At 71.0% G+C, this 12,751-nt stretch carries 10 protein-coding genes and 1 pseudogene; 3 read left to right on the top strand and 8 right to left on the bottom strand.

What is annotated here, in order from left to right; genetic code table 11:
- Nucleotides 1-3: 3 nt before the first annotated feature.
- The 6 genes from AC5L3C_RS28710 to AC5L3C_RS28735 all read right to left on the bottom strand — a co-directional run bounded on the left by AC5L3C_RS28710 (nt 4) and on the right by AC5L3C_RS28735 (nt 6,533).
- On the bottom strand, nt 4-936 hold the full coding sequence (locus tag AC5L3C_RS28710) for a branched-chain amino acid ABC transporter permease (protein ID WP_493651803.1): 933 nt from the start codon (nt 934-936) through the stop codon (nt 4-6).
- 114 nt (nt 937-1,050) lie between these two features.
- Nucleotides 1,051-2,286: a branched-chain amino acid ABC transporter substrate-binding protein gene (locus AC5L3C_RS28715; protein ID WP_493651804.1), complete on the bottom strand. Its 1,236-nt coding sequence runs from the start codon at nt 2,284-2,286 to the stop codon at nt 1,051-1,053.
- A gap of 288 nt (nt 2,287-2,574) precedes the next feature.
- Nucleotides 2,575-3,177: a Tat pathway signal sequence domain protein gene (locus AC5L3C_RS28720; protein WP_493651805.1), complete on the bottom strand. Its 603-nt coding sequence runs from the start codon at nt 3,175-3,177 to the stop codon at nt 2,575-2,577.
- Complete coding sequence (locus AC5L3C_RS28725; RefSeq protein ID WP_493651806.1) at nt 3,174-3,617, bottom strand: hypothetical protein; 444 nt, start codon at nt 3,615-3,617, stop codon at nt 3,174-3,176. The genes AC5L3C_RS28720 and AC5L3C_RS28725 overlap by 4 nt, the downstream gene beginning before the upstream one ends.
- Nucleotides 3,618-3,704: 87 nt before the next feature.
- Nucleotides 3,705-4,187, bottom strand: a complete 483-nt coding sequence (locus tag AC5L3C_RS28730; protein ID WP_493651807.1) for a PaaI family thioesterase — start codon at nt 4,185-4,187, stop codon at nt 3,705-3,707.
- A 66-nt stretch (nt 4,188-4,253) separates the two neighbouring features.
- Nucleotides 4,254-6,533, bottom strand: a complete 2,280-nt coding sequence (locus tag AC5L3C_RS28735) for an FdhF/YdeP family oxidoreductase (protein ID WP_493651808.1) — start codon at nt 6,531-6,533, stop codon at nt 4,254-4,256.
- Between the two features lie 568 nt (nt 6,534-7,101).
- On the opposite strand from AC5L3C_RS28735, the gene polA reads away from it, so the two are divergent.
- On the top strand, nt 7,102-9,825 hold the full coding sequence (gene polA, locus AC5L3C_RS28740; RefSeq protein ID WP_493651809.1) for a DNA polymerase I: 2,724 nt from the start codon (nt 7,102-7,104) through the stop codon (nt 9,823-9,825).
- A gap of 30 nt (nt 9,826-9,855) precedes the next feature.
- Here polA and AC5L3C_RS28745 read toward each other — a convergent pair whose 3' ends face one another.
- A complete protein-coding gene (locus AC5L3C_RS28745) occupies nt 9,856-10,899 on the bottom strand; it encodes an NAD(P)-dependent alcohol dehydrogenase (RefSeq protein WP_493651810.1) in 1,044 nt (347 codons plus the stop codon).
- A gap of 102 nt (nt 10,900-11,001) precedes the next feature.
- On the opposite strand from AC5L3C_RS28745, the gene AC5L3C_RS28750 reads away from it, so the two are divergent.
- Together AC5L3C_RS28750 and AC5L3C_RS28755 are read left to right on the top strand one after the other, a co-directional pair.
- Entirely contained in the window at nt 11,002-11,595 is a 594-nt protein-coding gene (locus tag AC5L3C_RS28750) for a TetR/AcrR family transcriptional regulator (protein ID WP_125507245.1), read from the top strand.
- Between the two features lie 92 nt (nt 11,596-11,687).
- Complete coding sequence (locus tag AC5L3C_RS28755; RefSeq protein WP_493651811.1) at nt 11,688-12,119, top strand: hypothetical protein; 432 nt, start codon at nt 11,688-11,690, stop codon at nt 12,117-12,119.
- Here AC5L3C_RS28755 and AC5L3C_RS28760 read toward each other — a convergent pair.
- Nucleotides 12,037-12,684: pseudogene (locus AC5L3C_RS28760) on the bottom strand (DUF4184 family protein); the annotation flags it as partial. The gene AC5L3C_RS28755 and the pseudogene AC5L3C_RS28760 sit on opposite strands and share 83 nt — an antisense overlap.
- Nucleotides 12,685-12,751 lie beyond the last annotated feature (67 nt).

Below are 12,751 nucleotides of genomic sequence, written 5' to 3' on the forward strand. Positions count from 1 at the left end.
GTGTCACGCCCTGTCCGCAACGCGCTCGCCGAGCAGGCCCTGCGGCCGGAACAGCAGCACGAGGATGAGGAGGATGAAGGCCCAGACGTCGGCCCAGGACTGGCTGCCGAACTTGTCCAGACCGGGTATGTCGGCGATGTAGGCGGTGGCCAGGGTCTCGGCGATGCCGAGGACCACGCCGCCGATCATGGCGCCGTAGATGTTGCCGATGCCGCCGAGAACGGCCGCGGTGAAGGCCTTGAGACCGAGGATGAAGCCCATCTTGAAGTCGATCTGGCCGTACTTGAGGCCGTTGGCGACGCCGCCGATGGCGGCGAAGACGGCACCGAGGGCGAAGGCGACCACGATGATGCGGTCGGTGTTGACGCCCATCAGCTTGGCGGTGTCCGGGTCCTGGGCAGTGGCCTGCATGCCGCGTCCGGTGCGGGTGCGCATCACGAAGTAGGCGAGGAAGCCCATGCTGATCGGCGCGGCGACGAGGAGGAAGATGTCGCCGGTCTGCAGCGTGGCGCCGCCGATGGTGAACGGACCGCCGTCGATCTGCGGGAAGGCCAGCTTGGACTTCGCGTTGGGGTAGAAGGCCCAGATGGCCTGCTGGAGCGCGAGGGAGAGCCCGATGGCGGTGATGAGCGGGGCGAGGCGGGGGGCACCGCGCAGGGGACGGTAGGCGAACCGTTCCGCGCCGATGGCGACCAGAACGGAGACGATCATCGCGCCGATCAGCATCAGGGGCAGGGCCACCCAGATGGAGGTGCCGTCGGGCAGGAGGTACATGTGTACCGTGAGTGCGCCGAAGGCTCCGACCATGAAGATCTCGCCGTGCGCGAAGTTGATGAGCTGGACAATGCCGTAGACCATCGTGTAGCCGATGGCGATCAGCCCGTACATGGATCCCAGTAGCAGGCCGTTGACCAGCTGCTGCGGCAGTTCGTTCACCGCATGTCCTCCGAGACTTCGGAAAAATTCGACGGATGGGGCCGGAACCGAGTCCGCGCGGGGCGCCAGTGGAACAGCGCCCCGCGCGGCTCGTGGGAGTGGTGCGGGCGGAGGTCAGCCGGTGAAGGTGCCCGACTTCACCGTGGTCCAGTCGCCGTCCTTGACGGAGTAGACGGTGAGCTGCTTGTTGGTCGCGTCACCGAACTCGTCGAAGGAGACCTTTCCGGTCACTCCGTCGAAGGAGACGTCCTGCATGGCGTCGACGACCTTGGAGCGGGCGTCGTCGGGAAGCTTGCCGTCGTTGGCCTCGACGACCTTCTTGACGGCCTCGATGATCGCCCAGGCCGAGTCGTAGGAGTAGCCGCCGTACGCCTCGTAGGCCTCCTTGTACCCCTCGGCCTTGTAGTTGGCGACGAACTCCTTGGCGGAGGGCAGCTCCTCGACCGGCGCGCCGACCGAGGTGGCCAGGTCGCCGGTGCCCGCCGTGCCGGCCAGCTTGATGAAGTCGGCGCTGTAGATGCCGTCACCGCCGACCAGCGGGATCTTGGCGCCGGCTTCCTTGATCTGCTTGCTCAGCGGTCCGGCCTGCGGGTACTCGCCGCCGTAGTAGACGACGTCGGCGCCGGAGTTCTTGACCTTGGTGGCGACAGCGTTGAAGTCCTTGCTGTCGGGGTTGATGTGCTCCGTGCCCACGACCTGGCCGCCGAGCTTCTTGAACTCGTCGGTGAAGGTGGCGGCGAGGCCGGCGCCGTAGGTCTTCTTGTCGTCGATGACGAAGACCTTCTTCTTCTTGGCGTCGTTGTAGACGTACTGCGCGGCGAACGGGCCCTGGATGGCGTCCGTGGTCGCGGTACGGAAGTACGACTTGTACGGACGGGCCTTCTCGGTCTGCCAATTCACGCCCTGGGTCAGGGCGGGGTTGGTGTTGGCCGGGGAGACCTCGACCAGCTTGGCCTGGTCGAACACCTTCTGCATGGACTCGCCGACGGAGGAGTTCAGCGGGCCCACGACGCCGAGGACGTCGTCGTTGGCGACGAGCTTGGTGGCGTTCTGCTGGCCGACGGAGGCCTGGCCCTGGTCGTCGAGCGCCTCGATCTTGAAGGTGATGCCCTCGACGTACTTCTCCTTGTTGGCGGTCTTCGCCGCGAGGTCGGCGGAGTTCTTGATGCCGAGGCCCAGCGCGGACAGGTCGCCGGTCAGCGGAGCGTCGACGCCGATCACCACGGTGGTGCCACCGTTGCCGGAGTCCGAGCTGCCGCCGCCGTCCTCGTCGCGTGAGCCGCAGGCGGTGAGGGTGAGTGCTCCCGCCGCCAGCGCGGCGGTGATGGCGATGAGTGAACGTTGACGCACGATCCAGTCCTTTCACCAGACAGCCGCTTCCCCGTGGAAACGGCCGAGTCGAGCGCTGGGCCGACGTGTGAATCGGGCGGCGCGGTGACTGGCCGTGACTCTAAGCGTGTGTGGGGAATGCGGAGGAGACTCTGGCCAAGGCTGTGACGCTCTTGTTATGACACGACGTATTGCAGAGCGGTACTCCGTGGGGGGAACGGTGGAATTCTGGCCGTTTTGTACTGTCCGGATGATGAGAAACCGCAGGAACCGGCGGGGTCGGTTCAGGTGTCTCGGGCCTTTTGGTGATTACCCGAAGTTGTTGCTGCAGGCTACTTGCAGGGCGCTGGAGAGGTCCTGTGCGTACCGTGATCCGAGGATGAAGCTGTGGTCCTCGATTGCGCGTGTATTACGTAAAGTTACATCCAAGAAAGGCAGCCCCGCGTTCCGCGGCGCTTTTCCGCAGTCCGTCACCCGCATGGTGATCGTGATCTTGAGTGGCACTCCCGCTTTTGTCCCGAAAGGGGGGTGAGGGGTGGATGTCACGGACAGTCCGGCATACGGCTGGGATATCCGGGTGACGGTGACCGGAGGGCCGGATTCCATGGTCATCTCCACGTCGAAGGAAAACTCCCGCCGGCCCTTCCCGGCGTCCATGGCTCGCGCCTTCACGTAGGTCAGGGCGGTCACCTGACTCGGGTAGGGCGGGGCCGGCGGCGCCTGAGGGCGGGGACGGGTGAGGTAGAGGTAGCCGCTGCCGGCGAGCACGGCCGAGGTGAGCAGCGTGCCGAGCACGGCCCTGCGGTGCCGCTCGAAGTGCCGTACCGTGCGGCCGAGTTGAGGGCGGCGCACGACGGGAGCGGTGTGCACCCGGGTGCCCTCGCCCGGTTCCACCGGGCCGATCCCGCTCACCGCCAGGGCCCCTCGTCCGGTCCGCCGGAGCGGTACCACGCGGCGCACCCCTCACGCGCCCGACGGTCGATCAGCTCACCGACGTCGGCGGTCCCCTGACGCCGCGCGGCCCGCGCGGCGTCCACCACCTCGCGCAGGATGTCGTACTGGCCGCCGGACAGCCCCATGGACTGGTAGTCGCCGTAGGCGCGGCCGTCCAGCACCTCGCGCGCACCGTGGCCGACGAGTCTCGTACACAATTCCGTGTCGGACGTGACCCGCGGTGCCGGCGAGGCCGTGCCGCTGCCGTCCGTCCCCGGCCCCGTCGCCGGGGTCGCGCGGCCCGCGTGGCCGGAATCCGCGGTGCCGCATCCGGCCACCGCCGAGCACGCCAGCAGCGCGGCCGCGAAGGGCGTGGCGAACGCCCCCGCCCACGCCCGAGAGGTGCCTCCCCGTCGCATGACCCGAACGCTAAGGCGCCGCCCGGCCGGAGGCAATGGCGGTGGGGCGGGGAGCGCCCGGGGCGGCCGCTCCCCGCGCGGCGGACGTCAGCCCGCCGCCCGCTCCGCGTCGCCGGGCTTCACGTCCCGCAGCAGACAGGTCAGCCGCGCGGTGCACACCCGCTTGTCCGCCTCGTCGGTGATGACGATCTCGTACGTCGCCGTGGACCGCCCCCGGTGCACCGGCGTGGCGACCCCGGTGACCAGGCCGGAGCGGACACCGCGGTGATGCGTGCAGTTGAGGTCGACACCGACCGCGATCTTGGAACTGCCGCCGTGCAGCATCGAGCCCACCGAGCCCAGCGTCTCGGCCAGCACGGCCGAGGCGCCGCCGTGCAGCAGCCCGTACGGCTGGGTGTTGCCCTCCACCGGCATCGTCCCCACCACCCGCTCCGCCGAGGCCTCGCGGATCTGCACGCCCATGCGCGTGCCCAGGTGGCCCGCCGAGAACAGCGCCGGCAGGTCCACCCCGAGCGTGGCGTACTCGTCGAGGACCTCCTGCGGGAACTTCACCTGCTGCTGCTCGCCCATGGGCCCGGCTCCATTCGTGCTGCGTCGTGTCGTGCCGCGTCGTACGGCTGTCTGCTGAGCGAACGCTCAGTCGGTCGCCGATTGTTCCAGACGCACCACGACGGACTTGCTGGCCGGGGTGTTGCTGGTGTCCGCGGTGGCGTCCAGCGGCACCAGCACGTTCGTCTCCGGGTAGTACGCGGCGGCACAGCCCCGCGCCGTCGGATAGTGCACGACCCGGAAACCGGGCGCCCGGCGCTCCACACCGTCCTTCCACTCGCCGACGAGATCGACGTAGCTGCCGTCCACCAGACGCAGCTCCCGCGCGTCCTCCGGGTTGACCAGCACCACGCGGCGGCCGTTCGTGATCCCCCGGTAGCGGTCGTCCAGGCCGTAGATCGTGGTGTTGTACTGGTCGTGCGAGCGGAGCGTCTGCAACAGCAGGCGGCCCTCGGGCAGCTCGGGGTACTCCACCGGCGCCGCGGTGAAGTTGGCCTTGCCGGTGGCGGTGGGGAAGCGGCGCTCGTCGCGCGGGGCGTGCGGCAGCGCGAAGCCCCCGGGGTGCGCCACGCGTGCGTTGAAGTCCTCGAAGCCGGGGACCACCCGCGCGATGCGGTCGCGGATCGCCGCGTAGTCCTTCTCGAACTCCTCCCAGGGCACGGTGCTGTCGTCGCCGAGGACCCGGCGGGCCAGCCGGCACACGATCGCCGGCTCGGACAGCAGTTGCGGGCTCGCCGGCGCCAGCCGGCCGCGCGAGGCGTGCACCCTCCCCATGGAGTCCTCGACGGTCACGAACTGCTCGCCGCCGGCCTGGACATCGCGCTCCGTGCGGCCGAGCGTCGGCAGGATCAGCGCCCGCGCGCCGGTGACCGTGTGCGAGCGGTTCAGCTTGGTCGACACATGCACCGTCAGCCGCGCGCGGCGCATCGCCGCCTCGGTGACCTCCGTGTCGGGGGAGGCGGAGACGAAGTTGCCGCCCATGGCGAAGAAGACCTTCGCCTTCCCGTCGCGCAGCGCGCGGATGGCCCGCACCACGTCGTAGCCGTGCTCGCGCGGCGGTGCGAAACCGAACTCCTTCTCCAGGGCGTCCAGGAAGGCCGGGGCGGGCCGCTCGAAGATGCCCATGGTGCGGTCGCCCTGCACGTTGGAGTGCCCGCGCACCGGGCACACGCCCGCGCCCGGTCGGCCGATGTTGCCGCGCAGCAGAAGGAAGTTGACGACCTCGCGGATCATCGGCACGGAGTGCTTGTGCTGGGTGAGACCCATCGCCCAGCAGACGATGACGCGCTTGGACTCCAGGACCATCCGCAGACACTGCTCGATGTCCCCACGCGTGAGACCGGTCGCGGTGAGCGTGTCGTCCCAGTCGGCGGCGCGCGCGGCCTCGGCGAACTCCTCGAAGCCGTGTGTGTGTTCGCGTACGAACTCCTCGTCGACCGCCTCCGGCGTGTCGAGGATCAGCCGGTTGAGGAGACGGAAGAGGGCCTGGTCGCCGCCGATGCGGATCTGCAGGAACAGGTCGGTCAGGGCCGTACCGGTGGTGAGCCCCTTGGGGGTCTGCGGGTTCTTGAAGCGCTCCAGGCCCGCCTCGGGCAGCGGATTGACGCTGATGATCCGCGCGCCGTTCGCCTTCGCCGCCTCCAGGGCGGACAGCATGCGCGGATGGTTGGTGCCCGGGTTCTGCCCGGCGACGATGATCAGATCGGCCTTGTGGAGGTCCTCCAGCAGCACGCTGCCCTTGCCGACGCCGATCGTCTCCGACAGGGCCGAGCCGGAGGACTCGTGGCACATGTTCGAGCAGTCGGGCAGGTTGTTGGTGCCGAGCCGGCGCGCGAAGAGCTGGTACAGGAAGGCGGCCTCGTTGCTGGTGCGCCCCGAGGTGTAGAAGACGGCCTCGTCGGGGGAGGCCAGGGCGGCGATCTCCTCGGCGACGATGTCGAAGGCGCGCTCCCAGGTGACCGGCTCGTAGCGGTCGCCGCCCTCGGGCAGATACATGGGGTGCGTCAGCCGCCCCTGCTGCCCCAGCCAGTAGCCGCTGCGGCCGGCCAGGTCGGCCACCGGGTGCGCGGCGAAGAACTCCGGGGTGACCCGGCGCAGGGTCGCCTCCTCGGCCACCGCCTTCGCGCCGTTCTCACAGAACTCCGCGCGGTGCCGGTGGTCCCCCTCCGGCCAGGCACAGCCGGGACAGTCGAAGCCGTCCTTCTGGTTGACACTGAGCAGCGTCAGCGCCGTGCGCTTCACACCCATCTGCTGCTGGGCCATGCGCAGGGTGTGCCCGATCGCGGGCAGCCCGGCGGCCGCCCGCTTGGGCTCGGCGACCCGCGGCGCGTCCTGAACCGGGTCACTCTTGGGCGGCTTCGTTGCCATAGCGCACTCCTGTTCACGCACACATGTGAGATACCTCTCCGATCCTCGCACGCCCCCCTGAAATCCCTCCCCGGTCAATTCCTACAAGCCACTCCGCGCTTCCGGCGACACCCAGCCCGCCACCTCGTCCATCCGTTCCTGATCGTCCTCCGCGCGGGCCGCGACGTACGCTGCCGCGGCTTCGAACAGGTTGTGCGGACGCTGCTTGCGCCCGGGGCGTTCCTCCGCGCGCCGACCGCCGGTCATCCGGGCGCCCCCCGACCCCGTCCCGCGGTGCCGCCCGTCCGAGCCGGCCCGGTATATGCCCGCCCCACCGAATCCCCGAGCCGGTCCAGTGATCCCCCCAGCCGGTCCGCCCCCCAACCCGCCCGACGCCCCTCCCCAGCCCGCCCGGCGCCCCCAGCCCCGTCCAGTGGTCCCCCCCAGCCCGTCCGGCGTTTGAGGACGAGGACCGGAGGGCCGACATGGGGGTTCCGGGGGCCTGCCCCCGGGGACGGGACGGGAAGGGGCGGAGGGGGCGACTCCACACCGCCCCCGACTGTCAGTGCCGCATGGCAGGATCGGACACGTGGCAGAGACAGCATCGAAGAAGACCGACCAGACCCCCGGCGCCCGCCCGCGACTGATGCTCATGGACGGGCACTCCCTCGCGTACCGCGCGTTCTTCGCGCTGCCCGCGGAGAACTTCACCACCGCGACCGGCCAGCCGACGAACGCGATCTACGGCTTCGCGTCGATGCTCGCCAACACGCTGCGTGACGAGGCGCCCACGCACTTCGCCGTGGCCTTCGACGTGTCCCGCAAGACCTGGCGCTCGGAGGAGTTCACCGAGTACAAGGCGAACCGCTCCAAGACCCCGGACGAGTTCAAGGGCCAGGTCGAGCTGATCGGCGAACTGCTCGACGCGATGCACGCCGAGCGCTTCGCCGTGGAGGGATACGAGGCGGACGACGTCATCGCCACCCTCGTCACCCAGGCCGAGGCCGAGGGCTTCGAGGTGCTGATCGTCACCGGCGACCGGGACTCCTTCCAGCTGGTCTCCGAGCACACCACGGTGCTGTACCCCACGAAGGGCGTCTCCGAGCTGACCCGGTTCACCCCGGAGAAGGTCTTCGAGAAGTACGGTCTGACGCCCGCCCAGTACCCCGACTTCGCGGCACTGCGCGGCGACCCGTCCGACAACCTCCCCGGCATCCCGGGCGTCGGCGAGAAGACGGCTGCGAAGTGGATCAACCAGTTCGGTTCCTTCGCCGAGCTGGTCGAGCGCGTCGACGAGGTCAAGGGCAAGGCCGGGCAGAATCTGCGCGACCACCTGGAGGCGGTCAAGCTCAACCGCCGGCTCACCGAGCTGGAGCGCCGGGTCGAGCTGCCCAAGGGCGTCTCCGACCTGGAGCGGGCCGCGTACGACCGCAAGGCCGTGGCGATGGTCCTGGACACTCTGGAGATCAGGAACCCCTCCCTGCGCGAGCGTCTGTTCGCCGTCGACCCGGGCGCGGAGGAGGCCGAGACCACTCCGGTCGTCACCGGCGGCGTGGAGCTCGACGGCACCGTGCTGGGCGCGGGCGAGCTGGCCGGCTGGCTCACCGAGCACGGCACGGGCCCGCTGGGCGTCGCCACCGTCGACACCTGGGCCCTCGGCACCGGCTCGGTCGCCGAGATCGCGCTGGCCTCCGCCGCCGGGCCCGCCGCCTGGTTCGACCCGGCCGAGCTGGACGAGGCCGACGAGCGGGCGTTCGCCGCCTGGCTCGCCGACCAGGACAGGCCCAAGGTGTTCCACAACGCCAAGGGCGCGATGCGCGTCTTCGCCGAACACGGCTGGACCATCGAGGGTGTCACCATGGACACCGCGCTCGCCGCGTACCTGGTGAAGCCGGGCCGCCGCTCCTTCGACCTGGACGCGCTGTCCCTCGAGTACCTGCACCGCGAGCTGGCACCCGCCGCCGCGCCCGACGGCCAGCTCGCCTTCGGCGCGGACGACGGGGCGGAGGCCGAGGCGCTGATGCTGCAGGCCCGCACCGTCGTCGACCTGGGGGAGGCCTTCGAGGGCCGCCTGGCCGAGGTGGGCGCGGCGGATCTGCTCCGCGACATGGAGCTGCCCACGTCCGCGCTGCTGGCCCGCATGGAGCGGCACGGCATCGCGGCCGACCGGGCCCATCTGGAAGCCATGGAGCAGATGTTCGCGGGCGCCGTGCAGCAGGCGGTGAAGGAGGCGCACGCGGCGGCGGGGCACGAGTTCAACCTGGGCTCGCCCAAGCAGCTCCAGGAGGTCCTCTTCGGCGAACTGGCCCTGCCCAAGACCAAGCGGACGAAGACCGGCTACACCACCGACGCGGACGCCCTGGCCTGGCTGGCCGGCCAGACGGACAACGAACTGCCGGTGATCATGCTCCGCCACCGCGAGCAGGCGAAGCTGCGGGTCACCGTCGAGGGCCTGATCAAGACGATCGCCGCGGACGGCCGCATCCACACCACGTTCAACCAGACGGTCGCCGCGACCGGCCGGCTGTCCTCCACGGACCCCAACCTCCAGAACATCCCGGTGCGCACCGACGAGGGCCGCGCGATCCGCCGCGGGTTCGTCGTGGGCGAGGGTTTCGAGGCGCTCCTCACCGCGGACTACAGCCAGATCGAACTGCGCGTGATGGCCCACCTCTCCGAGGACGCCGGCCTGATCGAGGCGTTCACCTCGGGCGAGGACCTGCACACCACGGCCGCCGCCCAGGTGTTCTCGGTCGACCGGTCCGCGGTCGACGCGGAGATGCGCCGCAAGATCAAGGCCATGTCGTACGGCCTGGCGTACGGGCTGTCGGCCTTCGGCCTCTCCCAGCAGCTGAACATCGAGGCGGCCGAGGCGCGCGCCCTGATGGACGCCTACTTCGAGCGGTTCGGCGGGGTGCGGGACTATCTGCAGCGGGTCGTCGCCGAGGCCCGTGCCACCGGTTACACGGCGACGCTGTTCGGCCGCCGCCGCTACCTGCCCGACCTCAACAGCGACAACCGCCAGCGCCGAGAGGCGGCGGAGCGCATGGCGCTCAACGCGCCGATCCAGGGCACGGCGGCGGACATCGTCAAGATCGCCATGCTGAACGTGGACCGCGCCCTGCGCGAGGCGGACCTGCGTTCCCGCATGCTCCTCCAGGTCCACGACGAGATCGTCCTGGAACTCGCCCCCGGCGAGCGCACCGCCGTGGAGGAACTGGTCCGCCGCGAAATGGCCTCCGCGGTCGGCCTCCGCGTCCCCTTGGGCGTGTCGGTGGGCGTGGGCCCGGACTGGGAGTCGGCTGCCCACTGAGCACGGCGCGAGCCTTCGGACAGCGTGCCGTCAGTCCAGGTCGGACAGGTCCAGGACGAAACGGTGGCGGACGTCGTTGCGCCCGAGCCGTTCGAGGGCCTCGTTCACCCGCGCCGAGGGCAGCAGTTCGATGTCCGCCGTGACACCGTGTGCGGCGCAGAAGTCCAGCAGGGCGGCGGTGGCGGGCAGGCCGCCGCTGCCCGCCGAGCTGAGCTTCTTGCGCCCCACCAGCAGATCCAGGGTCTCCACGGTGACGGGACCGAGGTGCCCGAGGTGGCTGAGCGTGCCGTCCATGGCGACGAGCCGCAGATAGGGGCCGAGGTCGTGCGGCGCGGAGACGGTGTCGATGACGATGTCGAAGCGGTCGCGCGCCTCCGCCATCTGCCCTGCGTCGGTGGAGACGACGAACCCGCTCGCCCCGAGGCGGCGGGCGTCGTCGGCCTTCGCCGGTGAGCGGCTGATGACGGAGGTCTCGGCGCCGCGTGCGACGGCGAGTTTGACCGCGAGATGGCCCAGTCCGCCCAGCCCCGCGACGGCGACGCGGGTTCCCGGGCCCGCGCCGAGGGCCTCCAGGGGTTCCCAGACGGTGATCCCCGCGCAGAGCAGGGGAGCGGCGGCGGCCGGGTCGAGTCCGGCCGGCAGGGGGTGGGCGAAGCGGTCGCGGACGACGTACTCCCGGGAGAAGCCGCCCAGGGTGGTCGATCCGTCGTGCCGGTCGGTGCCGTCGTAGGTCAGGGTCGGATGGTCCCGGCAGAAGTTCTCCTGACCGGCCCGGCACATGACGCAGTCCCCGCAGGAGTCGACGATGTTGCCCACCGCGACCGGGTCCCCGGCGGCGAAGCGGGTGACGGCCGTACCGGTCGCGGTCACCACGCCCGTGAACTCGTGCCCCGGCACCACAGCCGCGTCCCCCGCACCGCCCCGGGCCTCGACGGCGTGCAGATCGGTGTGGCACACCCCGCAGTAGTCCACCCGGACCGCGAGGTCGTCGGGGCGCAGGTCGCGCCGCTTCAGCGGAGTCCGGCGCAACGTCCTCGACGGTCCCTGCGCCATCCAGCCGACGGTGGTCCTCATGATGGTCCCCTCAAACAGACTGTTCGGTCTATCGCACCGTAGGCGCACCGGCGGCGCAAAGCAAACCGACTGTTCTGTTGTGATGCCTGGTACGCTGGCGGCATGGCCGACCTCCCCCTGACCCCGCGCGGAGCGGCGACGTACCAGCGCATCGTCGACGTGGCGACCAAGGAATTCGCCGAGTACGGGATCGCCGGGGCGCGCGTCGAGCGGATCGTCGCCGGGGCGCGCACCAACAAGGCGCAGCTGTACGCCTACTTCGGCAACAAGGAAGGGCTGTTCGACGCCATCTTCCTCAGCTCGCTCGACAGGATCGTGAACGTCGTCCCGATCGACGCGACCGACCTCGCGGACTGGGCCGTACGCCTCTACGACGAGTACCTGCGCCGCCCCGACCTGATCCGGCTGGCCACCTGGGCCCGCCTCGAACGGCGTCCGTCCGGCCATCTCGTCGACGACGCCGACCGCCGTGACGACCGCAAACTGCGTGCCATCGCCGAGGCGCAGGCGGCGGGGCTGGTCCGCGAGGGGGACCCGTTCGAGCTGATGGCCATGGTCATCGCCATGTCCATGGCCTGGTCGCCGGTCAGCAACGTCTACGCGGCGACCGCCGAGGAGCCGGCCGAAACCCACGACCGGCGCCGCGCCCTGCTCCACGAGAGCGTCCGGCGCGCCATGTCCCCCACCACATCCTGACGCGGCGCAACCGGCCGGGCCGCCGTGGGATCTTCACTCGCGTGGACCGTGCGGGGAAGCCGCTGTCCGGCGCGGCCGACAGGATGCGACGCATGGGTATACGCATGCTTCACCGCAGAGCGGGACCCCCGCGGGCCGACGCCGACGGGCCCACCCTCAAGGCGTTTCCGCCGGTCCCGGTCTTCGCGGCCGCCGCAAGTACCGCCCGCATCCCCGCCGGCCTCGCGGCCGCGCTGCGCAACGCCGCCGCGGACCTCGGCCGCCGCCTCGCCGACGGCGGACGCACCCGCCGCACCCCCGGTGCCGTACTCCCCGGCGAGCAGCCGCCCTGGCGGCTGTGGGCCGAACTGGCCCGCGCCTATCTGACCCTCGCAGTCACCTGGCTGCCCCGGCCCCGACCCGTCCGCACCGTCACCGTGTTCGTCGCGGCGAGCGAGACGCTCAGCGTGCGGCCGTACGGCTCTCCGGCCGTGTACCGGAGTCTGCAGAGCCCTCCGTGGCAGGGGCCGGACGCCACGCCCTGACGGCCACCGCGTACAACGGCAGCGCGAGGACGAGCCCCGCGCCCGCGCCGAAGCAGGCCGACGGGATCAGTTCCCAGGGCTTCGCGGTCGCCCCCCAGTAGGCTCACCACCGCGAGGCCCGCTGCACCGCCCCCGCCGCCGCGCACCCCCCCGAGCAGCGCCACTGCCCACCACCGGTCGGCGGCCGACAGTACGGGCACCCCCGCCGGCCCGGCCGCCGCCGGTGCCGTACGGCGCAGCACCCGCGCCACGAACAGCGCGATCACCGCGGCCGCCACCGCCGAACCCCCGTACTGCAGGTACCAGTACAGCGGCGAGCCCGCGATCTCCCCGCCCAGCACGGCAAACAACCGCATCCCCCACCGGTCGGGATGTGTGAACGCGTCCCACACCACATGCGTCGACGCGCCCAGCACGGCCGAGACGTACCGGCGCACCGCCGTCGTACGCCAGGGCGCGTGCGCGGCGCACCGCACCGCAGCAGCGCCGACGTCCGGCCCTGCCGGGCCCGCGGTACCGGCGCCACCAGCGGTTCGCGTACCAGCAGCCACAGCCCCACCAGCGCCCGGGGGTCGGCCCCTGCCGCACGATCAACGTGACCAAAGGGTGAATATGGGGCACGAACAGGTGCC

It is taken from the genome of Streptomyces speibonae (genome assembly GCF_984686075.1).

Coding starts and splice junctions, on each gene's coding strand:
- AC5L3C_RS28750 (WP_125507245.1), top strand. CDS start 11,002: ATGGCCGACCTCCCCCTGACCCCGCGCGGAGCGGCGACGTACCAGCGC.
- AC5L3C_RS28730 (WP_493651807.1), bottom strand. CDS start 4,187: ATGGGCGAGCAGCAGCAGGTGAAGTTCCCGCAGGAGGTCCTCGACGAG.
- AC5L3C_RS28755 (WP_493651811.1), top strand. CDS start 11,688: ATGGGTATACGCATGCTTCACCGCAGAGCGGGACCCCCGCGGGCCGAC.
- AC5L3C_RS28725 (WP_493651806.1), bottom strand. CDS start 3,617: ATGCGACGGGGAGGCACCTCTCGGGCGTGGGCGGGGGCGTTCGCCACG.
- AC5L3C_RS28735 (WP_493651808.1), bottom strand. CDS start 6,533: ATGGCAACGAAGCCGCCCAAGAGTGACCCGGTTCAGGACGCGCCGCGG.
- AC5L3C_RS28745 (WP_493651810.1), bottom strand. CDS start 10,899: ATGAGGACCACCGTCGGCTGGATGGCGCAGGGACCGTCGAGGACGTTG.